Below are 24,270 nucleotides of genomic sequence, written 5' to 3'. Positions count from 1 at the left end.
AAAAAGTCCCCTTTCATCTGAAAGAGGACTATTTGCACCTTATCTTTCAGAATGAACGCCTCATTCTGCAGGAAGAAGCACCACTCCATTGCGGAAGGTTGCTGGACGTCACAGGGCCTGTTCCCTCAGTCTCTCTTGATAAGTTTGTATTCGTTTTTTATGGATAGTTTACATCTTAATTCGTTTTGAATAGTTTGTCAATTTCTTTTGTCATTATTTTTGAGTGGAATATTGCTTCAAACGATCTAATGCCTCATAGATAAGTGCATCACTATGTACCAATCCAAGCCGCACATACCCTTCTCCATATTGACCAAACCCAATACCAGGAGCTACTGCAATACGTACCCGCTCTAGCAAGTCATCCGCGAAGGATTCAGATGTATGTCCATCTGGTACTCTCATCCAAACAAAAAAGGAACCTTCCGGTGGAATAACTCCCCACCCCTGCTCTTGAAGTCCATTCACCAAAATATCTTTTCTTCGTTGATACATGCTGACAAGCTCCTGTACGCTCGCTTCAGAATCTAGCAGCGCTGTTGCAGTGGCTTCCTGTAACGCTCCAAAAATACTAACAAAGTAGTTGTCCTGAATCTTTTCAATAGCTTCAATGACACTTGGATTACCAACAGCAAACCCAACTCTCCATCCAGCCATGTTAAAGGTTTTGGACATCGTGTACATCTCTACTCCAACATTTTTAGCACCAGGAACCTGCATGAAGCTAAGCGGTTTTTCTCCATCAAAGCCAATGGCACCATAGGCAAAATCATGCACGACACAAATATCGTGCTCATCCGCAAATTGAATCGTCTCTTCAAAAAAGCTTTCATCTGCCATGGCCCCAGTAGGGTTATTAGGATAATTAATAAACATTAACTTAGAACGATCTACTATACCTTTTGGAATAGCGGAGTAATCTGGTAGAAATTGATTTTCTTCCAGCAGCGGCATTGGGTGCATTTCTGCATTAGCTAGTGCTACACCAGACCAGTAATCCGGGTACCCAGGGTCTGGCATGAGAGCGACATCCCCTTCATCTAAATAACACTGACTAATTTCCACCAGCCCGATTTTACTCCCAAACATAACAGCTACCTCTGACTGAGGGTCGAGCTCTACCCCATATTCCTTTTTGTAAAAGGTTGCGATAGCTTCTTTTAAGAAGTCATATCCTTTAAAGGGAGAATACTTATGATAGTCTGGATTCTCCGCAGCCTCTTGAAGGGACTTGACGATATGTGCTGGTGTCGGTTGGTCTGGGTTGCCTTGCCCAAGATCAATAATCTCCGGACCATCCTCTTGTGCTGCAGCAGCAACTTTACCTACCAGCTTTGCAAAGAATTGCTCAGGTAGCCGATCCATTGTTTTGGACTGTTTAAACTCTTTCACTTACGTCCCTCCGTTCTTTTTTCTAATAATCTAATAATTGATATTATACGGTGATGGCCCATTTGTAAAGGTTAAGATATAAAAATTCATTCCAGTCAGAAAAAATCAACTAACTCAAAAAGTAAAAAAGGCTGTCGAGAATTTTTCTCGACAGCCTTAAGAGATCAATGAAATCTGTACTTACGCTTTAGTCCATTGCGCGTCTAGCTCTACATTAGCAGCTTCTAACGTTTGGAATACAGGGCAGCGGTCGTCGGTCTTAGCTTTAAGCTCTTGAATGCGCTCATCGGACTCGCTTGTTTGGACCACAGCACGAATCGTTACTTTTTGGAAATGGCGACGAACACCTTCTTCTCCCATCATACCGCGTGGATCTAATTCTCCACGAACATCAAATTCAATACCTTGTAAATCAAATTCCATTTCACCCGCTACTATATTAGCTACAGCAGATTCACAACCAGTTAATGATGCAAGAAGCGTTTCCAACGGGTTCGCTCCTTGATCTGTTCCACCTTGTTGTACTGGTTCATCAATTGTAATAGTGTGTTTCTTTGCTTTTGCTTCTACATGAGATCCGTTTGCTTTTGCTGTTACTTTCATTGTTACGTTTGACATAATGTGTCACTCCTTGTGTGGTAATGTTGCGTTTTTTAGTATAGTGATACTATTGTTGAGCGGCTCATTACTTTGTTTCACTTTCGCTAGTAGTATAGAGCCTTCAATGGTACTAATCATATATTGAGCATAGCTGTAGGGGGATTTAATGCTTTCTATCTCAGAAAGCGTGTCACCTAACGCTACTGTCCAATCATCAAAAAACGTATCTATTTTAGAACGAAATGCACTGTCATGCTCACTCATTTCTACAGCCAAATTCCCGAATGGACAGCCTTTTTTCACATTGGTATCCTGATAGAACTCCAATGTTTGGTTCAACATTGCCTGTAGTCTATCCTCTGCTTCTTGTGAGCTTCGCAGTATATTTTCAATAAGAGTAAGACTCCATGTTTCAATATACCTGTCCACGACAGCAATTCCTAGTTCATGCTTCGTTTTAAAGTAATGGAAGAACTTCCCTTTCCCAATATTTGCAGCTGCTAAAATGTCGTTAACGGATGTAGACTGATATCCTTTGGAACGGATTACTTCCGCTGCTACATCAATAATGTCATCTTTCGGTAAAGATTCTGTGGTCATCTGAATCTTCCTTTCCTACATAGGAACCAACCAGTTGGTATGTCCTACTATATAATACCCCCAGAGGATGTGGCAATGTAAATGCTCATAAGTAATGCAAAGCTGTTCTACATATTTTCTTCACTACTTCAAATACTAACCGTAACGATAAAAAGAGGTGATGGTATGGAACAACCCACTGCGTTAAGAGAAGGTCAACAAGCTTGTCAAAAACTTCAACAATTAAATCATGATCTCCACGACGCTAGAAATGACGGAGACACCGAACGAGCGCAGGCTTATGAGCAAGAATTATCAGAGGCTTCCAAAGCAGCCCGTTCCTGTCAAAGTAGACTGGAACAAAGCGGAGAAGACCTGCAGACCTTGCAGATTTTACAGCAATTACATCAAGAGTTAGAGAAAAGCAGTCAATCGTTGCGGTTACATTAGTACAAATATGGAAGCTTTCCGAGCTGGAGGGCTTCTTTTTCATTTACAAATATGAACAGGCCCGTATTCATTTAGAAAACCTTTACAGCATTGTTATTGCATTTCTAATAGTATCTATTATAGTAGAATATGAAAGATTATTTAAGGTAAAGGAGGTCATTGTATGAAGGACGAAGTAGTACTGGCACAATTTGAATTTGGGCGTAATGCCATTTTAAAAGAGGCAGCAGAGGTTACAGAGGAGATTGCTGACATTGTTCCAACCGGCTTGTCCAATTCCCTTAGATGGCAAATGGGACACGTCCTGTTATCTACCGAACAATTATTGTTTTATTTTTCAGGAGAAAGCATGGAGGTGGAGGAAGGGTATAACGAACTATTTGCTTCCGGTACCCGACCGGCAGATTGGAACAAAGATGCTCCTTCTGTAGAACAGCTACATAGACAGCTTAAAGAGCAAATGACTAGAATTCGTTCTACCTTTGAAGGCCGATTAGACGAAGAAATCGAAAAACCTTTCCAAGCAGGTGCTTTAGAATTACACACTATCGGGGAATTATTACTATTTGTACTGTTTCACGAAAGTGAGCACCGCGGAATTATGAAGGTAATGAAAGAAGAGCTGCATTCTTAAACCCATTTAAAAAAGGAGCGATTATATGAAACACCAGGCTACCCCTTATTTCACATTTAACGGAAATGCACGAGAAGCTATGGAATTTTATAAAGAAGTATTTGAAGGTGAAATTCTGGATGTTCAAACATTTGGTGAAGCAGACTTCCCAACTCCACCAGAGTTAGAAAACCACATTATGCACGGCCGTTTCCAAAAGGAAGACCTGCTCATCATGTTCTCCGATTCATTTTTAGACCATACTGTAACAGTAGGCAACAATATTTCCCTCGCGCTGGAGCTGGAAACACCAGAAGAAATTGATACACTCTATACGCGGTTACGGGAAAACGGCGAAACACTTATGGAGCTTCAGGATACATTCTGGGGTGCTACCTTTGCAAAAGTACAAGATAAATACGGGGTTATATGGGATTTAAACTATCAAAAATAACAATGACACCTTCTAACAGGCTCTGAAATGGAGCCTGTTTTATTTTTTTTACCTTATATTACATGCATAGACTCACACATTACTTTTACCGTTAGCGACCAACTTTCCTCCGATACAAAGCTTAATATTAGGAAACCACCTCTATAAAAAGAAACTAGACTTGCAACAATCTCACAAAAAAAGGTCTGACTCTTTGAGAGCCGACCTCTATGTTACTGAATCCTTCTTCCAATCATAAGAATAAAATTGTTCCGTTGTTACCCACTTCATTGCTTCTGGATCCTTGGCCTTTATTCCCTCTTCCAAAAATTCAAGCATATGGGCTGTCTGAGAAATGTGAGCACGCATTGCATTTAGCTTTTCTGTTTGAACATCCTCAATAGAATGGATAATATCCGGCTGTCCTAAATTCTCCACAGTGTCATTCGCAAATGCAACTGCATGGAACGCCGGGCGTTTACTTTCCTCTATTTCTCTAAGCGCCCGAACAACGGCACGAGCTGTCGCTTCATGGTCCGGGTGTACCGCATATCCTGGATAGAAGCTGATTACCAAGGAAGGCTTCACCTCTTGTATTAAATCGAGAACCATATTCTTCATTTCCGTATCGTCTTCAAATTCTATCGTTTTATCTCGTAATCCCATCATTCTCAAGTCTGTTATCCCCATAGCATCTGCTGCTTTTAGGAGCTCCTGGCGACGAATATCAGGTAGCGATTCTCTTGTAGCAAAGACCGGCTTTCCAAGATTTCTTCCCATTTCTCCCAACGTAAGACACGCATAAGTGAGAGGCGTTCCTTGTTTTATATAGGATGTAATCGTCCCCGATACTCCAAATGCTTCATCGTCTGGGTGGGGGAAAATGACGAGTACATGCTGTTCTTTTTCTATCATTATTTACACTCCTTCAAGAGGATCATTCGTTTTCATTATTGCTTATATACTATTAAATGAAAAGTCATTTGTTTATGAACTTACTCCCTTGCATTTGGCATTTGATTTATGTATGAAATGGCAGTATTTTTTTGCATGTTAAAACAGACACAAAAATATATGGTTTGTTTTAACCATATACTAATGAGAGTAACATCTGCTGTAACGTCTGCTACAGTAAAAAAGACGCAAAATCTTGTTAAAGATTTGCTCCCTCGTATATATATCTGAACCGCTGGATTTATTAATTAACTTAAAAACCACATTTACTCTTCCATTTCATAATATCCACGGTCTTCCCCGTAATACTGGTTATATCGTTCCTTAAACTTATAGAAAAGATAAGAACCAATTACCTTTACGATTGCATAGCCCGGAATACCAAGAATCACACCGACAACACCAAATAAATTACCCGCAATCATTAAAACAAGGATAATCGTTAATGGATGAATTTTCATAGTTCTACCCATGATATTCGGAGAAACGAAATTCCCTTCTAAAAATTGGACTGCGATCCATACAATTACTAGCTTTAAAAACATAAATGGGGAGTTAACTATTGCAATGATAGCAGCTGGAATAATTGCAATTGTTGGCCCTAAATAAGGTACAACACTTGTTACTGCGGCGATAATTGCTAATGTGAATGCATAATCAAGACCTATGATAAGGTAACCAATGAATAATAGAATGCCAATAACAGTAGCGACAATAATCTGCCCTTGGATATATGACCCAACTTGAATATCAATATTAGTTAAGATCTGTTTCGTATCATCTCTAAATTTCGGTGGAAATAATTTAATGATAAAACGTCGAAACCTTTTACCATCCTTTAATAAGAAAAATAAGATAAATGGAAAGGTTACAATGGACACAATCGTACTTGTAATCGTACTAGCGACATTCTGTACTCCCTGAAAACCATTAGATATATAAGTTCCAATTAATTGTGGCAATTCACTTAACCTTTCCATTACCCAGTTATAACCATCATCATAATATGGACCTAAGAATGAACGTTGTACCCATCGAGTCATCGTATCTCCTAGCTGTTTTAGATAATCAGGGAAGGTTTGAACTAAATCTTTGATCTGCGCTTCGATAGATGGAGCAGTTAACAAGATTATTCCAGTTAAACCACCACTAAAGCCTAGAATCAGAATGATGACTCCCCAAATTCTTTTAATCCGAAATCTCTCGAGCAAGTCTACAATTGGATTAAATAAATAGTAGGCTATGAATGCCAGGATCATTGGAGGTACTATAGTTGATAAAATGACCTCTAGTGGATAAAAGATAAATGAAATTTTAGTGTATATATAAATGGTAATTCCAACAAGAAGAAAGAAAGCTAATAGGTAAAAGAATGTTTTACCGCCAATTAATTTCAAAAATCTATTTTCCTCCATCCTTAATTACAGCTCCTTTAAAAGTAATATACCAAAAACAAAGGCGCCTTTGCCATCAGAAATATGTCGAAATTGCCAAAGAACGAGAAGTGTTAGGCATCACATTGCCCCAAAATTGTTAAATACTATGCCCGGTTCTTTAAAATTGGGGTCTGATCCTTGTGCCAGATAAGCGCACAAATACGGAGGGATTGAATTCGAGATAATTAACTTACTCTTCAACAAATGCATCCGTTAATACGATAAGGAAAATTTTCTATTAGATATAATAGCTGTATTATGCTATACTGATCTAGCGATGAGCTGAATTGCATAAGACGAGATTGACGCGCCTTTACGGCAAGGCACAAATGTGGAGTGCTGTCTCTCGCCGCAATACGCAAAGACGTCCTTCATAGGACGTCTTTTTTTTGGAAAAATATGCTCATCCATATGTTAAACCTTTGTCCAATTAGTCGTAAACATAATTTCTTCTTGCATCTGTCCATATTAACTGCCACATCTGACAGTTCCTTGTTCAGCTATTGCACCCTTTACTTTAAGTATGTTTGTTCATAGACTTTATCATTGATACCCATAAGTATCCCCTTCATCTAATTTTAGAATATGATTATTTATAGATACGCTGTCATCACTTTCCCATTCCACTATAACTTGGTTTACTCTGTCTTGATAATAAATACGTTTTTTAAACCAAAGTGGTCCGTTTATTTCTCCCCTTACTCCAAATGAACCTGCTGCTCCTGCATCGTAACGATAAAAGTCAATTGTATAATTACCATCAAGAGAAGTTGCCGTCTTTATATGTTCATTAGCTCCCATTGATGAAAAGAATAGTGTAAATGATACTACCAAAATAAGTCCGATAGATGTTAATGTAGACAAAATAACCGTTAACCAACTTCTTGTTTTTGCCCACCAGTTTCTTTTATATTTAAAACCAATAATTCCTAACGTAAAGGCTGTCAAACTAATTATCAGTAAAATATAATTTGGCGGTGCAATTATCCAAGTATAGTTAATTTTAGAATACAATGAGTAGGCTGCTAATCCTAAGCAAACAAGTATTAAATAAAAAGACCATAAGTTGTATTTTTTCCCCATACTTCCTCCTTACTATACCCTTCTTGTACTAACCTGCTCCATTAGTTGAAGATCTTTTCTTCACAATCCAATTCAAATTTTAACACAAATATCCAGTTAACAAACTGCTCTACTATATAATTAAGACAAATAAAAAAGGCTCTCCTTATACCAGGAAAGTACTGGAGTAGTCCTGTAGAACTTGCTTTAAGTGGATTTGAATCCTATTTTTCATATGAATTAGCAGGAAAAGGGTGGAAAAATTATTATGTCGTAAGTGGGTTCCTGTTGCCAATGAGAAAGGAACGAAAGAGAATGAATGAATCATTTGATAAGTTAATGAGTGTAGTAAGAAAGATTCACTTATTGGAGGGAACTTATTATAGAAAACATTTTTTTAATATGAAGAACAGGTTGTCGAGGAGATCTCGCCAGCCTGATTTTTTATGCTAGTCAGTAATAAACCTTCTCCAAATCATATATGCCTTAGTGTACTACTCCTCTTTTCTTATATAGTTTATTAGCGATAAGTCTGATTATTAAGTAAATTATCAATAAATTTAAAGCAAAAGTACCAGGATTTATTGACATACCAGCGTTCCCATAAAAAAGATTATTGAAAAACCATTGGCTATTCGGTTCATCTTGATATATAAATATATAATGTAATGGTAAGCCATAAGTGTACTTACCTTTGCCTTCATTCAAATAATCACTCGGTATAAATAGAGTAAGCAAAATACAAATGAGCAAACTCCAAGTGATAGATTTCATGTCAATTTTATTGATAATAGACCTCCTCGTATAAAATTCCTATATTCTACTTTTACCTCTTACTCCCATTAATACCAAAAACCAATTATTTACATTTTTCCTGATAACTATTGTTATATTACTGAAACTCGTATGCTCTTATAATAGACAGAATCTTTTTAAAAAACAAGAGGAGGTTTCCAAGGAAAGTTTCAAGTTCATTGGAAAGGTAATGGTGTTTATGGTGATAGGGTTGTTTATTAGCTCTCAATCTATTTAATCAACTTTCAGAGAGCGAAATCAATGAGTTAGAACAAGAAGTAAATAAAATTATGAATGAAGAGTTAGAAGGTGCCATTCAATCAGTCAAAGATAAGGACTTGACTGTTGGCATTGGGGGAAGTTTTATAGCCTTAGTGGTGTGGTGTACTGTTGTTTGTACAGAAGCGATTAATAGAAGATTTCACCGGGGGGGGGGAGTATAGAGGATTAAACAAAATTATGGAAAGCACCTATGTGATCTGTAATGAAACTAATAAGAAAATCGTAATACATTATGCAAATCAGGTACTTTCCAATTTCATGTCATAGGAATAAACTCGTGCTCCTTTTATTTTTTGAATGGATTAATTCTTAGCTTTGGCTGAGATTTACTAGCTTTTCCTTTTCCACCTTGCATAGAAGCGTTGTAGTGCTTAACCTCCTGGCTAGACTGATAATCCTTTTCGAAAAGTTCACGTGCTTTGATATACATGTTCATTTTGTATGCCTCCTCAAAATTATATAATAGGATATCCTTTGTATTTAAGAGTAAAACGAAGATATTAGAATCATACTCTCTATATATCATTCTATTCGTTACTCATGAATATCTAAGGACTTATTTTGAAATATACCACGATTTATAGGATCTTTACACTACTTTTCTACAATTTATATAAAAAAGTTTATAAACTATATGCTGTATGAAATGGCTTTCCTAGACAGATTGTTTATTTCGTATAAACAAACCATTTTATCCTTATACACCCTCGTCAAAATAGGATTTTCTTACATAACAGGTGACCCGCTTTTCACTAAAAAACTCCCCTACCTGAATTCGATAGAGGAGCTTGTGTACTTAGAGTTCAACATATTGAGTACAAGCTTATGTTCCAGACTTTTGTCCCACCCCAGTTATGGAATGATAATTATTGGGAGTTCTCTCGACTATCCTGCCGCTTCTCATACAGTCGATACAAGTCAAATGGAGTCCAAAAAATTACTGGAGCAGCAATTATGATTATCATCGCGAACCGATTCATTGGGAGAAAGAGAACTAGTAGGAACATATATATTAAATAAATCGGGGCAAGTATAATGAACAGCTTTGGATTATATAGTATCATCGTTTTGTTCCACCTTCCTGACAGCTTCATACGACGAATAACTCTTTGTATACTCGAGCTTACGGCCAAATTAATCGTTTTTAGTACATTCCAAGGTATTAAGATATTCCGATCTAGATATAAACAGGAATCGATAACGTAGTAGAATAATCAAGGTTTATCGTTCATGATATGCTGCTAATGATTGAAGGTTGGAGAAATATGAAAAGAAATGTTTGGGTTTGCGGTTTCAATCCCTTGTAAAAGCTTCCCACAATTCTCTATGTGAATTAAGTATTTACTTCCATCCTTCATTTCAAAAACTAAACCAGTATAATCTCTCCCAGGACTGCCTAATTGAGCCGTAAAATTAGGAATATTATCCCATCCAACATCATAGATACGACGAATATTCTTTACATCCATTTGTATAGCGTTCTTACTAAATCCATAGCTCATTTTTACGCTTTCCTCGTCAAAACGGTAGCGTACAGTTGTATGCCGAATAATAAAAACGAGCACTCCAAAAACAATTAATCCTAGCAATACATAGAAAATAGGCATATTAATCTCCTCCTAATAATGGAGAACTTGAAGAAAGTCCATTTATTCTAGTATTACGAATGGAAACGATGAGGGGTTTCAGAGAAAACATGGTAAGTAATAATGTAAAGAAATCAGAAACAATATTATTCCTGTAAATTTTTATTGTGATCTTCCCCCCCCCCTCTAAAAAAACCTTTTCGTTTACCTCATCACATTAGTAACATCTTTATCACTTATATTGTTGTGTATATAATTAATGTACCTATTGAAGACTCGATCTCAAGACAATATTACGTTTTCCTTTGTCATGTGCTCTTTTCCTTTCAGATGACATGTACCAAAACTCATGTACAAAGGTGTCCTACTTACCCTTCGTACGCTTTCTTTAACGTTTCAGTATCAAGCTTGCTCATATTATAAGTTGCTTTTACTACTCGTTGAGATTTTTCACGGTCAGGGTCATTTACCATCTCCCATGCAATCACTGGGGTTATTTGCCAATAAACACCATATTTATCTTTCAGCCAGCCACATGATTCTTTCTCTCCTTTCTCTGAGAGCTTTTCCCACAGTTCGTCTATTTCTTCCTGAGTCTCACATCTCACGTACAATGATATACCAGCACTGAAATGGAAGGATGGTCCTCCGTTTACAGCAATAAGCTCTTGTCCATCCAATTGAAATCTGACCGTCCTTACAGCCCCAGCAGTTCCAGGTTCTCCTTCTCCATAACGAGTAATGTTCAAGACCTTAGAATTTTTAAAAATGGATACATAAAAATCCACAGCCTCTTCAGCCTCATCATTAAATGTCAAATGCGGTGTGATTTTTTGAATAAGTCCACTCATTTTTTCACCCTTTCTGTTAGAATACCTTCCAAACAGCACCTTCAACATTTCGTCAGTAATGTTCTCCTTAACAGTAAATACCTTTGTATAGGAATTGCCTCTAGGTTGAAATAACGCACACAAATACCTACAGCAACTCTGAATTGGGTCAAATGTTAAATGCTCCATATCCAATTATTGATGAGTTAAAATATTGACGAGTTTCCCAAACGGGTCTCTAACATAAAATCGACGAACTCCCCACGGTTCATTAGTTGGCCCATACTCAATTGGAACTCCAGCATTTTTGAAACGATTGAGAACTTCTTCTAGGTTATCAACTTCAATGGACAAATTAGGTACAGGGGTGCCAGAACCTCCCTCAGATAAAAAACTGAGTTGGGTGGTCATTTTCTCATTAGATCCGTATGTTGTAATAAATTCAAGTTCCATTAATTGTTCAAGCCCTAGTATATCCTTGTAAAAGTATGTTGCTTTGGAAATGTCTCTTGTTTCGATATTTAGAACAATTCTCTTCACCTTCATCTATACACCTCCACACTTTTTTGAAGATTTTTTTACTCAACAAACCTTGCTTCTCTTATGTAAAATAACTTCCGGATTATTACTCCAGATACCTGCGAGCTATTATAAAAATGGATAATTTTTCTTATATTTTCATTGAACCATTATAGAAGTCTCTATTAATCACCTGACTCGTATCTCGAATTCCAGTTTTTCAAAATACCACCTTTTCCTTACTCGAAGATTCAGTTTTTAGATAATAGCCCATACTTCCACTAAAAATACACGTTCACGCGTTTATTTATACACCAACATGTTGCCAAAACCTACAAAGATTAAACCATTTACACTGATAATTGAAATGCTTGATTTCGAGATAAATGATTCAATAAAGTATTTATAGTACGAAAAAAGCATTAAGTTTCCTAAAATTAAATAAAGCATAAGCTTTCCAAATGGAAAACTTATGCTTAAAAACACAAAAAAACCACCAATATATGTATTGGTGGAGACGGTGGGAATCGAACCCACGTCCAGAGATATCGTTACCTTAGCTTCTACGAGCGTAGTCAGTACATTAGTAATTCGCTAGCAGTTCTGCCTACTGACAGGCGTCCTTGTAGCTAGTCTTATTGAGTTCTTCGTTCATCCTAAGACGGCGAATGAACGCATAGCCCGCTTCAGTTTGAGACCCTTCTGTCTACCACACGGGCGATGGCAGGAAGGATCCTCTAGATCAGCTTATGCAGCTGCTAGAGAGTAATTGTTTTCTTTGCCAGTTATTATTGGCGTGGCTTTTTACGAGTAGCCGCTCGGCTCGCAACTAAAGCTCGACCTATCCCTGTCGAATCCGTAACGTCCCCATGCATGAGAACTGAACGGAAATGAGCTTTATGGTTGCACTCATTATTCAGTTGGTAAGAGTCGTCTCTTTCAACGACATAATATATTATAACACAGATTAGCGGTATTTCAAAGAATACACAATGGTATTTTGTGGAAATTAAACTCTAATAACCGCTATTCTTTATAGCACGATCAATGTCCCTTTTGGCTTGCTTGCGTTTCAAGTCTTCTCGTTTGTCGTATTTCTTTTTCCCTTTTCCGAGACCAATTAGTACCTTGGCTACTCCATTTTTTATATACATCTTTAACGGTACGAGAGAGTATCCTTCTTGTTGAGTTTCTCCAATTAGACGATCAATTTGTTTACGGTGAAGGAGCAGCTTACGCATTCTGGTTGGTTCATGATTAAATTGGTTTCCTTGTTCATAGGCAGAGATGTGCAGGTTATGAAGAAAGACTTCCCCTTTATTAACACGTGCGAAGGAATCCTTCATGTTCACCCTTCCTGCTCGAATAGATTTTATTTCTGTTCCTTTTAAGACAATTCCTGCTTCAAATGTGTCCTCTATATAAAAATCGTGAGATGCTTTGCGATTTTGTGCGACTTGTTTCCCTTGGCCTTTTGGCATAACCAGTTCCTCCTCCTAGTGCGTAACCAATATTATATCAAAATAAGCGTACTTTTCCAATTATCCTATCCGTAAGCATACCCAATCTTTTTTTTACAAAAACATTAAATCTTCTCGATAGACAAACGAGCTAATGCTGTGCGACTATATGATAGAAAAAAACGTTTTCGAAGGTGACACAATAGATAGATAAAGGGGTTGGGAGCTAATGAACGGGGTATTGCAGGTAAGAAAACTAGACGTTGAGGATTATAGTGCTTTGAAGGATATGGACACAGGGTTAGACGATGATTATGTTGTAAGGATTTTTCCTGAGCTTATTGCTAGGGAGAATAATGAGGTGTTTGGGCTCTTTGATGAGAATCAAATGATTGCTGTTGGAGGGTACACAACATTTTATAATAAGTATGCCATGCTCGGTCGTCTACGTAGTGATAAACGATTCTATGGCCAGGGACATGCCACCTACTTACTTGACCAAATCATCGAAAGAGTTAGACAAAATCCTTCCATTGTTTGGATTGGAGCTAATACGCAGTCCAATAATCTTCCTGCACGAAAAGTGTTGAAGAAAATTCATATGCCTGCGCTAGCAACTCTCCACCCTCTTCATATTGAACAGCCAGAGCAAATCCCTCATCCCGACGGACCTGTTTGGGAAATGGTACAGGATGTATCTGCCAAACGGAAGTGGATTGAATCCTTAACTCTGGAAGTATTTCCATACGAGGCTTATTACCCTTTACCGTTTGATAATATTTATATTACAGATGACTATTTAAGCCAAAGTGCTATGTATATAAATCCAGCTGGTGACCGTATTGTGCTTATTCAGGAGGACACAAAAAAGCATGTGTATGCTAACGTTAAGTACTTTTGGGATGACCTGTTCACTCAACCTGGCCTGTGGAAAACAATTGCATACGACAAACAGCAGCGAGAGGCTATCGATGCGATTTGGATGGATGTTTCTCCTGATGTTTATGCCGATTTGCCAGCTGCTTTTAATTCTTCTCAGGATGCATGGCTGCTGCATGGGTTTAGGGTTACGAATTAAAGACATAACGGAAAGAGCTAGCAGTCAATTTCTGCTAGCTCTTTTTACATTATTTACTTTTTCTTTTTAGGAACGCCTTTATTTTGATAAAAAGGTCTTCCTTTCTTCCCTTTTTGATTCCCTTTAGCGTTCTTCTTCTTATAGGAGGATTGATCCTTTTTAGCATTAATGACCTTTGGCTTAGCTGGTCTAGAGCTTGGCTGCTTTTTCTTTGGCGGCTCCATACCAACTATCTCAAAGTCCACTACACGCTCTTCTATATTAACGTTTATACATTTAACCGTTAACTCATCACCGATACGGAAGACGTTACCGGTTCTTTCGCCGATCATAGCATAGGACCGCTCGTCGAAATGGTAATAGTCGTCTGTTAGATAACTAACATGGACGAGTCCTTCAATTGTATTTGGGAGTTCTACAAATAAACCGAAATTTGTAACGGAGCTGATAACTCCTTCAAACTCTTCCCCGATTTTATCCTGCATGTATTCCGCTTTTTTCAGGTCATCGGTTTCTCGTTCTGCATCTACAGCGGCACGCTCTCTTTCTGATGAATGGCGAGCAATATCCGGGATTTCTTCCTTCCAATAATTCCGTGTACGCTCATCGACCTTTCCTTCAATAAGATACGTACGGATAAGTCGATGCACAATCAAGTCTGGATAACGACGGATTGGGGAGGTAAAGTGTGTATAGAAATCGGTTGCAAGTCCAAAGTGACCAAGATTGGATGAATCATATCTAGCTTGCTGCATGGAACGTAGCATCAATTTTGAAATGACCATATCCTCTTGTGTACCTTTTACGGCCTCTAGCACTTCTTGTAATGCTTTTGGATGAATATCGTTTGCCGTGCCTTTTACTGCATAACCGAAATTAGTAATAAATTCAAAGAAGGTTTGCAGCTTTGCGGAATCTGGCTCTTCGTGTACTCGGTGAATGAACGGAACGCGCATCCAATGGAAGTGCTCATCTACCGTTTCATTTGCTGCCAGCATGAATTCCTCAATGAGCTTCTCGCCGACGGAACGCTCTCTCAACTCTACGTCTTTTGCCTTACCTTCTTCATCGACTAGTACTTGGGCTTCTTTAAAGTCGAAATCAATGGCACCACGTTCCATCCGTTTCTGACGAAGGATGCTAGCAAGATCCTCCATGTTCTTGAACATAGGGACGAGCTCTTCATATTGCTGTTTCAATTCTGCATCATCGTCTTTCAGAATTTTGTTCACAGCATCATACGTCATACGTTCATTTGTTTTTATAACACTCTGGAATATTTCATGGTTAACTACTTCACCGCTTGTGTTTATTTCCATTTCACAAGAAAGAGTTAGTCGGTTCACTTTAGGGTTCAAGGAGCAAATCCCATTAGATAGACGATGTGGTATCATAGGAATTACGCGATCGACTAAATAGGAACTCGTTCCTCGTTCACTGGCTTCTTTATCAATTGGAGACCCTTCCGGTACGTAATACGTAACGTCGGCAATGTGTACTCCAAGATGATAGTTCCCGTTATCTAATTTACGAACAGCAACTGCGTCATCCAAGTCCTTCGCATCTGCACCGTCAATCGTGACAATTTGTTGATCTCTTAAATCCCGGCGCTGCTGTAATTCCTCTTCGGAAATTTCATCTGGTACATTAGTCGCTTGCTCTATTACTTCCTCTGGAAACTCAGATTTGATACCATGCTTGTGGATGATAGCTAGAATATCAATGCCTGGATCATTTTTATGACCTAATATCTCAACGACTTCCCCTTCAGCACTCATTCTTCCCTCAGGGAATTTAGTGATTTTAACAATTACTTTATGACCATCTACCGCCCCATTAGTGGAACCTTTTGGAATAAAGATGTCATTAGGAATCCGTTTATCATCAGCAATGACAAATCCAAAGTAACCGTTATCGTCGTACGTTCCAACTATTTCGTTTGTATTGCGTTCTAATATGCGAATAACTGTTCCTTCAGGACGCTTGTCCTTTTCATTATTCGTCTCTGTGCGAACCAATACCTTGTCATTGTTCATTGCCGAATGCAAATCGGAATGATGTATATAAATATCATCCTTGTCGTCATCATCCGGAATGAGAAAGGCAAAGCCCTTTTGATGCATTTGAATTTTACCACGCGTTAAATTCATTTTTTCTGGGAGGCCATAACGATTTTTCCGCGTCCTGACTAGCTCTCCTTCCTCTTCTAACTCATTTAACGTCTTCATTAAGGTTGTGAAATCCTCTGCTTCTTCTAAGTTCGTCATTTCCTCTATCTCTTGGACTGATAGAGGCTTAGATGTGTTTTCATGTATGAAATTCATTATTTGCTGCTTTAACTCTTGACTCATATCATTCACCTACTTTCCATAATCCGTTCGTTATTCGTTTATTATTCCACTGACCAATCAAGTGATTCCAAGAAGTTAAAAATATCTTCATGTAAGGTTTCCTTTTCTTTGTCCAATGTGATAATGTGCGATGATTCCTCGTACCATTTCATATCCTTCTTTTCTGTTTCCACATGCTCATAAATATACTGTGCACTATCCGTGTTAATCATTTCATCGTTTCTGGCTTGCACAACAAATGTCGGTGCATAAATCATATCGACATTTTGACGCACTTCGTTAATCAGCTTACCCAATTCTTGAAAGGTGCTAGTAGAAGTTGACAGAATTTCATCCAGCTCCTGCTTAATCACTTCGTCTGATTTTTGCTCTAGTTGTTTAAATTCTGTACCATATCTTCTAAACCCTTGCTTTAACTCTTCTTCGTTATCAAAAAACATGGGTGCGCACATTGGAATAACTGCTTTAACAGGTTCGCTATAGGCTAGCTTCAGACTTAATACACCGCCAAGAGAAAGTCCAGCTACAGCGATTTCTCTATAGCCTAAATCGCGCAGGTGTTGAAGAGCATGCTGTACATCCTTCCACCAATCCTCCGGAGTATATTTCACCACTTCCTCGGGTTCGGCTCCATGCCCACTGTAAATAGGTGCATGACTTGTGTATCCTTTCTTTTGTAAGAAACGTCCTAACATGCGAACATCAGCAGAATGCCCAGTAAATCCATGTAATAACAATACCGCACGATTACCCGCTTCAAACGTAAATGGTTCAGGTAGTTTAATTTTCATAGTTCCACTCCTTATTCATCGATTGTGTAAATTAGTTTGATTCTCTACCGCAATAATTATTGGTTCGTTTCTTTCAGTAAGGAAAGATCTAGAATAAATGAGAATGATTTCATCGTACCACAAGGAGTTATTGAAGAGGCGAATAAGCTCTTCCTAATCGTTATTACTGCTTGTAGTAGAATATCGCTTCCAGACATCTTCCATTCCCCTTATGTACACCTTAAAAACGTATGGAGGTTTAACAACTATTTTGCCACCATTATTAACGTTAACGTTCCTATTGATTCATTACCCATTGCCTTTGTTCTTTCTTGTAGATAATTTTTTTAGTATCAATAATCAGGAAAACTTGGTTTGGAGGAGAAGGAAGTCCGTCCCGTTTAGGAGGGGAAGGAAGATAAACTCCGCTTTTCTACGTCCCCAAACGATGCGAGGCCGTAGAAAAGCGGAGTAATGCCGGCCTAATCAACTCCCCCCTCCAAACTATCTCCACCTTTAATGGATTAACCTAACATCTCCATTGGTCTTAACAAATATCCATGCAAAAAAAGCACATATAGCGATGATATAACAGTTATCCACATGTAAACAAAGCAGAGCTGATACATAAAAAAACAACGAGTATTTCTACCCGTTGTTACGTTAAAACATATCCAATTAAAAATGATAGCACGAATAACAGAACTCCAGTGACAACTGTCGCTTTATGAAGAACCGCATCCATACCGCGGGCTTTTTTCTTACCGAATACTTGCTCTGCGCCACCAGAAATTGCTCCAGCTAACCCTGCACTTTTGCCTGACTGTAAAAGCACTAAGGTAATCAAAGCAATGGCATCAACAACAAGTAAGATTACTGTGAATGTGTACACGCAATCCACCTCCTAAGACGGACAAATACCTAAGGATAATTTAGCACAAAATAATAAGAACAGCAAGATGATATTCCCTGTCCTGCATGAAATAGCTTTCAATCAATGGAAATATTTACTTCTACCCTCAAAAAACCCATCTTAATGAATGATTGTGAAGGTAATATGTTGTTTATGTGATTATTTATGATTGAATTTGGTGTTTTTTGATTGATTAATGAAAAGGCTTCCTTTATGATAAAAGTACGGTTCGTAATGGAGGGATAAACACATGTTAACTCCTGAAAGGCAACAAATAATATTAGACCTTCTTAATGATCAGCATACCGTCAAGCTTCATGAACTAGTGGAAGCAACGAATGCTTCAGAGTCTACAATAAGAAGAGATTTGCAGCAGCTAGAAAAAGAAACGCTGCTAAAAAGGGTTCATGGCGGAGCTTCTATTCTTCATCAGAAAAGCGAAGAATTAAGTGTCCCCGAGAAATCCACACAGCATTTAAGCCAGAAAAAACAAATTGCAGAGCTGGCGGCTTCTTTCATCCGACCAGGAGATTGTATTTTTATAGATGCTGGGACGACAACCTCCCAGCTCATACCATTCCTAAAGGATAAACAGGTGATTGTAGTAACAAATGGCATCTCTCTTATCGATGCACTACTAGAATGTGGTATTGAGGCGTATGTGACCGGTGGTTTTGCTAAACCTAGAACAAGAGCATTAATAGGAAGTAAGGCTATTGCAGGAATTTCCGGATATCGGTTTGATAAATGCTTTATTGGAACAAATGGTATTCATTCTGTTCATGGATACACAACACCGGATCCAGAGGAAGCGGCTATAAAGGAAAAAGCTCTGGAGCTTTCTCAAGAGCGTTATATACTAGCTGACGCTTCTAAGCTGAACGAAACCACGTTTACGAAATTTGCCGATATACAGGAAGCATCCATCATAACCGATGAAACGAATCAGGACATACTCTATCCATTGCAACAAAAAACGAAAGTAAAGGTTGTGTCATCATGATTTACACCGTCACTCTAAATCCTTCCATCGACTACATATTGCATGTAGATACCTTTTATGAAGGAGACTTGAACAGAGCTAATGAAGCTGCCTACTACCCAGGCGGAAAAGGAATAAACGTGTCAAGAGTGCTAAGCAGATTAGATATTCCCAACACAGCACTCGGATTTCTTGGCGGGTTTACAGGGCAATTCATTCTAGATGCACTAGAAAAAGAAACGGTTCAGCATCAGTTTATTGATACCCAACAAACTACCCGAATCAATGTAAAGCTAAAATCCTCCTCTGAATCGGAAATTAATGGACCAGGTCCTGATATTTCTAAAGAAAAACAGGCAAATCTGCTCCAGCAGGTAGGGCAATTAAACAAGGATGACTATTTAGTTGTAGCAGGCTCGATTCCTAAAGCTATACCAGTCACGCTATATCAAGAGATGGCAGCAAGATGCGAACAAAATGAAGCCCATTTCGTTGCCGACACATCTGGTAAGGCATTGGAGGCATTAATAGGCACAAAAACCTTCTTATTAAAGCCCAACCATCATGAGCTGGGCCAGCTATTTGAAACAGAAATTTCTTCTAAGGAAGAGGCAGCCTATTTCGCAAGAAAGCTTGTTAAAAAAGGTGCCAAGAACGTAATCGTTTCTATGGGAGGAGAAGGTGCCATTCTCGTAACAGAAGACAAGGCATACGTGGCAAATGTCCCAAAAGGTACGGTGAAAAATTCCGTAGGTGCAGGTGATTCAGTAGTATCTGGGTTCTTAGCGGGATTGGTAAAGACAAACGACATAAAAGAAGCCTTTGCATACGGAGTTGCAGCAGGGAGCGCCACTGCCTTTAGTGATGACCTAGCAACAGAAGCGTTTGTAGAAGAGTTGAGACAACAGGTTAACGTAGAAACAGTTAATTAGAGGGAGGTCACTTATCAATGAAGATTACGGAATTACTTCGTAAAGACACGATGATTTTGCAATTGGAAGCAGAGACAAAACCAGAAATCATCGATGAATTAGTAAACAAGCTAGACGAAGCTGGTCGTTTAAACGATAAAGAGGCATTCAAGGAAGCCATTTTAGAAAGAGAAAATCAAAGCACTACTGGTATTGGAGAAGGAGTAGCTATCCCCCACGCGAAGTCAGCTGCTGTTAAAGAACCGGCTATTGCTTTCGCCAGATCCCAGCAAGGGGCTGATTACGAGTCATTAGATGGCCAGCCTACCCATTTATTCTTTATGATTGCTGCATCTGAAGGAGCGAATCAAGCACACTTAGAGACATTATCCAGCCTTTCCTCCTTATTAATGGACAGTGCATTCCGAGAGAAGTTGTTACAAGCAGAATCAAGAGAAGAAATGCTGAACCTTATCGATCAGAAGGAAGCAGATAATCAGGAAGAGGAAGAAGACAACACTGATGAAGCATCTTCAGATAACGAAGGGGATTATATCATCGCCGTCACTGCTTGCCCAACAGGTATTGCTCATACTTATATGGCAGCAGACAAATTAAAAGAGACTGCAAAGGAAATGGGCGTTACCATTAAAGTAGAAACAAATGGCTCCAGTGGAGTGAAAAATTCATTAACCCAAGAAGATATTGACCGCGCAAAAGGAGTTATCGTGGCTGCTGATATTGAAGTGCCAACCGATCGGTTTAAAGGAAAGCATGTAATTCAAGTACCAGTAGCAAAAGGCATCTATGAGCCAAAGCAATTAATTGAAAACGCAGTGAATCAAAATGCTCCTATTTATGAAGGTGGCGGCCAATCCTCCTCTTCAGAGGGGGGCAACGAAAAAACAGGGATTTATAAGCACCTAATGAACGGTGTATCTAACATGTTACCGTTTGTTGTAGGTGGCGGTATTCTTATCGCAATTTCATTCCTATTCGGTATCAATGCTGCAGATCCGGACCATGAACAATATAACCGCTTTGCAGAAATGTTAATGACGATTGGTGGAGGCAAGGCATTTTACCTCCTAGTACCAGTATTAGCAGGCTTCATTGCCCAAAGTATTGCTGGCCGTCCCGGATTGGCACCAGGTATGGTCGCAGGTTTAATTGCTACAACAACTGGAGCAGCTGATGGCGGCTCTGGATTCCTAGGTGGTTTGATCGCTGGTTTCCTAGCTGGTTATATCATGCTATTGATTATCAAAGTATTAGAAATCCTACCCCAAGTTCTAGATGGGTTAAAACCCGTTTTACTCTATCCTGTATTCGGTATTTTTACTACAGGAATGATTATGCTCTGGGGAAACCCTTTCCTCGTTTCAATATACACAGGATTGCAGAATTGGTTGAATAGTCTTGGTTCTGCTGGAATTATTGTTGGTTTAATCGTTGGTGGAATGATGGCAGTCGATATGGGCGGACCAGTTAACAAAGCAGCATATACGTTCGGTATTGCCATGATTGATGCTGGTAACTACGCACCTATTGCAGCAGCAATGGCAGGCGGAATGGTACCTCCATTAGGTATGGCAATAGCTACTACTATATTTAAAAATAAATTTACAAAGCAAGAGAAGGAAACAGGCAAAACTGCTTATGCAATGGGTGCAACCTTCATTACCGAAGGAGTTATCCCGTTTGCAGCAGCTGACCCAGCACGAGTAATTCCAGCTTCTGTAATTGGCTCTTCCCTTGCTGGTGGACTAGTATATCTCTTTGGTCTAGATTTATATGCTCCTCACGGCGGATTCTTAGTATTATTTGCTGGAGCTGTTAAATCAGATGGCATGAATCTCCTAGCCTCTGGGTCCCTATATGTTGCAATTGTCCTAATTAGCTCACTAATTACAGCATTTATTGCTGGGTTCTTGAAAAAACCTATCCAAAAAGGGTAAAGTTAATAGTTGTATAACTTTTTATTAGAAACTTTTGAGGAGGTACAAACTTATGGTAGAACAATCCGTGAAAATTACTTCTGAAGACGGTGTGCACGCACGCCCTGCAACCGTTCTTGTGCAAACTGCTGGCAGCTATAAGGCTGACGTTAACTTGGAATACAACGGTAAAACCGTTAACCTTAAATCCATTATGGGTATCATGTCGCTTGGCATTCCATCCGGCGCAGATGTGAAAATTACTGCTGATGGATCTGACGAGGAAGAAGCTGTTCAAGCACTTGTTGACACAATGAAAAAAGAAAACCTGGGGGAATAAATCATGAGTAGCATCAAAGGTATTGCAGCCTCCAACGGTATTGCTATTGCAAAGGCGTACCGCTTAGAGGCCCCAGATCTTTCTTATGATAAGAAAGACGTGGAGAATCCAGAACAAGAGGTCGCCCGCTTCGAAGAGGCAATGGACATCTCCAAGCAGGAACTGGAGAAAATTAAGAATCATGCTTTGAAAACATTAGGCCAGGAAAAGGCTGATATCTTCTCGGCGCACTTGCTTGTATTAAGCGATCCTGAATTAATCCAGCCAATTACAGATAAGATTAAAAATGAAAACGCAAACGCAGAAGCAGCTTTAGATGAGACTGCTAATATGTTCATTGACCTATTTAAAAATATGGATAATGAATATATGCGCGAGCGTGCTGCAGACATTCAGGACGTAACAAAGCGAGTAATGGCTCACCTGTTAAACGTTACTTTCCCAGATCCTGCTTTGATTGACGAGGAAGTTGTTATTGTGGCAGAAGATTTAACGCCATCTGATACAGCCCAATTAAATAAAGAGTTTGTTAAAGGCTTTACGACCGATATTGGCGGTCGTACTTCTCACTCAGCTATCATGGCTCGTTCACTTGAAATTCCTGCAGTAGTAGGAACGAAAGAAGTTACCGCAAGCATTCAGAAAGACGATATGGTCATCGTGGATGGTATCGATGGCGAAGTAATTCTCCATCCAACAGAGGAAGAGATTGCAAAGTTCCAGCAAAAGCAAGCACGCTACGAAGAGAAAAAAGAAGAATGGGCTAAGATGAAAAATGAACCTTCTGTTTCTGCTGATGGCGAGCATGTGGAACTTGTTGCAAACATCGGTACGCCTGAGGACATAGCAGGTGTACAAAATAACGGCGGCGAGGGTGTAGGCCTATACCGCACTGAATTTCTATACATGGGTAAGAGCCAGCTTCCAACAGAGGAAGAACAGTATGAAGCTTATAAAACGGTTCTTGAAAAAATGGAAGACAAGCCTGTTGTCGTTCGTACATTAGATATTGGCGGTGACAAGGAACTGGATTACCTTGATCTACCTGAAGAGATGAACCCATTCTTAGGCTATCGTGCTATTCGTCTATGCCTAGAGCGTGATGATATCTTCCGTACCCAGCTTCGTGCACTACTTCGTGCGAGCACATTCGGTAATTTGAAAATTATGTTCCCGATGATTGCGACACTAGAAGAATTCCGCCAAGCTAAGGCTATCCTAGAAGAAGAGAAAGCTAACCTTCTAAGCGAGGGTAAAGAGGTTTCAGAAACCATTGAGGTCGGTATTATGGTAGAAATCCCTTCTACAGCAGTTATGGCAAAACAATTTGCCAAGGAAGTAGACTTCTTCAGTATTGGCACTAATGACTTGATTCAATATACAATGGCAGCGGACCGTATGAACGAGCGAGTATCGTACTTGTATCAGCCATACAATCCAGCTATCCTAAACTTAATTAATAATGTTATTGAAGCTTCTCATGCAGAAGGCAAATGGACAGGTATGTGTGGAGAAATGGCAGGAGATGAAATCGCTATTCCAATCCTGTTAGGACTCGGATTAGACGAATTCAGTATGAGTGCTACATCTATTCTGCCAGCCCGTACACAAATCAGCAGCCTATCTAAGGAAGAGATGGCATCTTACAAAGGTGAAATCCTTTCCATGAATACAGCAGAAGAAGTTGTCGAATTTGTAAAAGCAAAAGCTGCATTACAATAATTTAACAAATGATGCTCCGAATAAGGGGCATCATTTTTTTATGGTAAGGAGCTATCAAAGACCAATGGTGATGTCTTGTTGTTCCAAATATTACGACCTGTCCGAGATTTGGAGGGGTAAGAGCGAGTGATTCCAGCCTTAACAAGACTTCTTCGGTAACTTCGAGAATCCATCAAATAGGCTCATAATATAAAAGACCAGGAATAGAACAAAGAATAATTCACCCCTAAATAGACTAATGAAGCACGTGGATTACTAGAGTGTATGGCAAGTAT

At 39.0% G+C, this 24,270-nt stretch carries 26 protein-coding genes, 1 other RNA gene and 1 riboswitch; of the genes, 10 read left to right on the top strand and 17 right to left on the bottom strand.

Translation table 11 applies throughout. The features are described from left to right. Positions 1-36 precede the first annotated feature (36 nt). A riboswitch (SAM riboswitch) is annotated at positions 37-145 on the bottom strand. 68 nt (positions 146-213) lie between these two features. From ACFFGV_RS18585 to ACFFGV_RS18575, 3 genes are all read right to left on the bottom strand, one after another. After that, entirely contained in the window at positions 214-1,392 is a 1,179-nt protein-coding gene (locus ACFFGV_RS18585; protein ID WP_377351065.1) for a pyridoxal phosphate-dependent aminotransferase, read from the bottom strand. 180 nt (positions 1,393-1,572) lie between these two features. Beyond that, positions 1,573-2,010, bottom strand: coding sequence for an OsmC family protein (locus ACFFGV_RS18580; RefSeq protein WP_377351063.1), 438 nt, complete (start codon positions 2,008-2,010; stop codon positions 1,573-1,575). A gap of 6 nt (positions 2,011-2,016) precedes the next feature. Then, on the bottom strand, positions 2,017-2,592 hold the full coding sequence (locus tag ACFFGV_RS18575; protein WP_377351061.1) for a TetR/AcrR family transcriptional regulator: 576 nt from the start codon (positions 2,590-2,592) through the stop codon (positions 2,017-2,019). A 165-nt stretch (positions 2,593-2,757) separates the two neighbouring features. Here ACFFGV_RS18575 and ACFFGV_RS18570 point away from each other — a divergent pair, with 165 nt between their 5' ends. The 3 genes from ACFFGV_RS18570 to ACFFGV_RS18560 all read left to right on the top strand — a co-directional run bounded on the left by ACFFGV_RS18570 (position 2,758) and on the right by ACFFGV_RS18560 (position 4,088). Next, on the top strand, positions 2,758-3,021 hold the full coding sequence (locus ACFFGV_RS18570) for a hypothetical protein (RefSeq protein ID WP_377351059.1): 264 nt from the start codon (positions 2,758-2,760) through the stop codon (positions 3,019-3,021). A 163-nt stretch (positions 3,022-3,184) separates the two neighbouring features. Beyond that, positions 3,185-3,655, top strand: a complete 471-nt coding sequence (locus ACFFGV_RS18565; RefSeq protein ID WP_377351057.1) for a DinB family protein — start codon at positions 3,185-3,187, stop codon at positions 3,653-3,655. Positions 3,656-3,680: 25 nt separating this feature from the next. After that, positions 3,681-4,088 carry a VOC family protein gene (locus ACFFGV_RS18560; RefSeq protein ID WP_377351054.1) on the top strand — a complete coding sequence of 136 codons (408 nt, stop codon included), beginning with the start codon at positions 3,681-3,683 and terminating at the stop codon, positions 4,086-4,088. A 207-nt stretch (positions 4,089-4,295) separates the two neighbouring features. Here ACFFGV_RS18560 and bshB2 read toward each other — a convergent pair whose 3' ends face one another. From bshB2 to ACFFGV_RS18545, 3 genes are all read right to left on the bottom strand, one after another. Beyond that, positions 4,296-4,982, bottom strand: coding sequence for a bacillithiol biosynthesis deacetylase BshB2 (gene bshB2, locus ACFFGV_RS18555; protein WP_377351052.1), 687 nt, complete (start codon positions 4,980-4,982; stop codon positions 4,296-4,298). Between the two features lie 305 nt (positions 4,983-5,287). Continuing rightward, on the bottom strand, positions 5,288-6,436 hold the full coding sequence (locus tag ACFFGV_RS18550; protein ID WP_377351049.1) for an AI-2E family transporter: 1,149 nt from the start codon (positions 6,434-6,436) through the stop codon (positions 5,288-5,290). Between the two features lie 564 nt (positions 6,437-7,000). Then, on the bottom strand, positions 7,001-7,540 hold the full coding sequence (locus ACFFGV_RS18545; protein ID WP_377351046.1) for a DUF5412 family protein: 540 nt from the start codon (positions 7,538-7,540) through the stop codon (positions 7,001-7,003). Between the two features lie 129 nt (positions 7,541-7,669). On the opposite strand from ACFFGV_RS18545, the gene ACFFGV_RS18540 reads away from it, so the two are divergent. Further along, positions 7,670-7,972, top strand: a complete 303-nt coding sequence (locus tag ACFFGV_RS18540; protein WP_377351133.1) for an LPD1 domain-containing protein — start codon at positions 7,670-7,672, stop codon at positions 7,970-7,972. Positions 7,973-8,882: 910 nt separating this feature from the next. Here the strand turns inward: ACFFGV_RS18540 and ACFFGV_RS18535 are convergent. The 7 genes from ACFFGV_RS18535 to smpB form a co-directional block, all read right to left on the bottom strand. Continuing rightward, the gene (locus ACFFGV_RS18535) at positions 8,883-9,032 is read right to left on the bottom strand and encodes a hypothetical protein (RefSeq protein WP_377351044.1); all 150 of its coding nucleotides are present in this window, start codon (positions 9,030-9,032) and stop codon (positions 8,883-8,885) included. A 430-nt stretch (positions 9,033-9,462) separates the two neighbouring features. Next, entirely contained in the window at positions 9,463-9,660 is a 198-nt protein-coding gene (locus ACFFGV_RS18530) for a hypothetical protein (RefSeq protein ID WP_377351041.1), read from the bottom strand. Positions 9,661-9,837: 177 nt separating this feature from the next. Next, positions 9,838-10,203, bottom strand: coding sequence for a hypothetical protein (locus ACFFGV_RS18525; protein ID WP_377351039.1), 366 nt, complete (start codon positions 10,201-10,203; stop codon positions 9,838-9,840). A 347-nt stretch (positions 10,204-10,550) separates the two neighbouring features. Further along, positions 10,551-11,033 carry a VOC family protein gene (locus ACFFGV_RS18520; RefSeq protein WP_377351036.1) on the bottom strand — a complete coding sequence of 161 codons (483 nt, stop codon included), beginning with the start codon at positions 11,031-11,033 and terminating at the stop codon, positions 10,551-10,553. A 174-nt stretch (positions 11,034-11,207) separates the two neighbouring features. Next, positions 11,208-11,558, bottom strand: coding sequence for a VOC family protein (locus ACFFGV_RS18515; protein ID WP_377351034.1), 351 nt, complete (start codon positions 11,556-11,558; stop codon positions 11,208-11,210). 482 nt (positions 11,559-12,040) lie between these two features. Beyond that, positions 12,041-12,400: a transfer-messenger RNA gene (ssrA, locus tag ACFFGV_RS18510) on the bottom strand. 147 nt (positions 12,401-12,547) lie between these two features. Next, the gene (gene smpB, locus ACFFGV_RS18505; protein ID WP_377351031.1) at positions 12,548-13,012 is read right to left on the bottom strand and encodes an SsrA-binding protein SmpB; all 465 of its coding nucleotides are present in this window, start codon (positions 13,010-13,012) and stop codon (positions 12,548-12,550) included. Between the two features lie 208 nt (positions 13,013-13,220). On the opposite strand from smpB, the gene ACFFGV_RS18500 reads away from it, so the two are divergent. Continuing rightward, positions 13,221-14,069, top strand: a complete 849-nt coding sequence (locus ACFFGV_RS18500) for a GNAT family N-acetyltransferase (protein WP_377351029.1) — start codon at positions 13,221-13,223, stop codon at positions 14,067-14,069. 53 nt (positions 14,070-14,122) lie between these two features. On the opposite strand, the gene rnr is transcribed toward ACFFGV_RS18500, so the two are convergent. From rnr to secG, 4 genes are all read right to left on the bottom strand, one after another. Next, positions 14,123-16,420 carry a ribonuclease R gene (rnr, locus tag ACFFGV_RS18495; protein WP_377351027.1) on the bottom strand — a complete coding sequence of 766 codons (2,298 nt, stop codon included), beginning with the start codon at positions 16,418-16,420 and terminating at the stop codon, positions 14,123-14,125. A 41-nt stretch (positions 16,421-16,461) separates the two neighbouring features. Next, positions 16,462-17,211 carry an alpha/beta hydrolase gene (locus ACFFGV_RS18490; protein ID WP_377351025.1) on the bottom strand — a complete coding sequence of 250 codons (750 nt, stop codon included), beginning with the start codon at positions 17,209-17,211 and terminating at the stop codon, positions 16,462-16,464. A 56-nt stretch (positions 17,212-17,267) separates the two neighbouring features. After that, entirely contained in the window at positions 17,268-17,408 is a 141-nt protein-coding gene (locus tag ACFFGV_RS18485; RefSeq protein WP_377351022.1) for a hypothetical protein, read from the bottom strand. A 440-nt stretch (positions 17,409-17,848) separates the two neighbouring features. Next, positions 17,849-18,082 carry a preprotein translocase subunit SecG gene (secG, locus tag ACFFGV_RS18480; RefSeq protein WP_377351020.1) on the bottom strand — a complete coding sequence of 78 codons (234 nt, stop codon included), beginning with the start codon at positions 18,080-18,082 and terminating at the stop codon, positions 17,849-17,851. Between the two features lie 271 nt (positions 18,083-18,353). Between secG and ACFFGV_RS18475 the strand changes: the two genes are divergently transcribed. Genes ACFFGV_RS18475 through ptsP form a run of 5 tightly spaced genes read left to right on the top strand, consistent with a single transcriptional unit; the run spans position 18,354 to position 23,995 of the window. Further along, positions 18,354-19,106 carry a DeoR/GlpR family DNA-binding transcription regulator gene (locus ACFFGV_RS18475; RefSeq protein WP_377351018.1) on the top strand — a complete coding sequence of 251 codons (753 nt, stop codon included), beginning with the start codon at positions 18,354-18,356 and terminating at the stop codon, positions 19,104-19,106. Beyond that, entirely contained in the window at positions 19,103-20,017 is a 915-nt protein-coding gene (gene pfkB / locus ACFFGV_RS18470; RefSeq protein WP_377351016.1) for a 1-phosphofructokinase, read from the top strand. The genes ACFFGV_RS18475 and pfkB overlap by 4 nt, the downstream gene beginning before the upstream one ends. A gap of 17 nt (positions 20,018-20,034) precedes the next feature. After that, positions 20,035-21,954 carry a PTS fructose transporter subunit IIABC gene (locus ACFFGV_RS18465; protein ID WP_377351014.1) on the top strand — a complete coding sequence of 640 codons (1,920 nt, stop codon included), beginning with the start codon at positions 20,035-20,037 and terminating at the stop codon, positions 21,952-21,954. A gap of 52 nt (positions 21,955-22,006) precedes the next feature. Further along, positions 22,007-22,273 carry a phosphocarrier protein HPr gene (locus tag ACFFGV_RS18460; RefSeq protein WP_377351012.1) on the top strand — a complete coding sequence of 89 codons (267 nt, stop codon included), beginning with the start codon at positions 22,007-22,009 and terminating at the stop codon, positions 22,271-22,273. A 3-nt stretch (positions 22,274-22,276) separates the two neighbouring features. Beyond that, positions 22,277-23,995: a phosphoenolpyruvate--protein phosphotransferase gene (gene ptsP / locus ACFFGV_RS18455; protein WP_377351010.1), complete on the top strand. Its 1,719-nt coding sequence runs from the start codon at positions 22,277-22,279 to the stop codon at positions 23,993-23,995. Positions 23,996-24,270: the final 275 nt, after the last annotated feature.

The sequence above is a fragment of the Pontibacillus salicampi genome (assembly GCF_042434395.1).
Taxonomy (GTDB): domain Bacteria; phylum Bacillota; class Bacilli; order Bacillales; family BH030062; genus Pontibacillus; species Pontibacillus salicampi.
The sequence above is the reverse complement of the archived record's forward strand: the minus strand, read 5'-3'. Positions and strand labels throughout refer to the sequence as shown.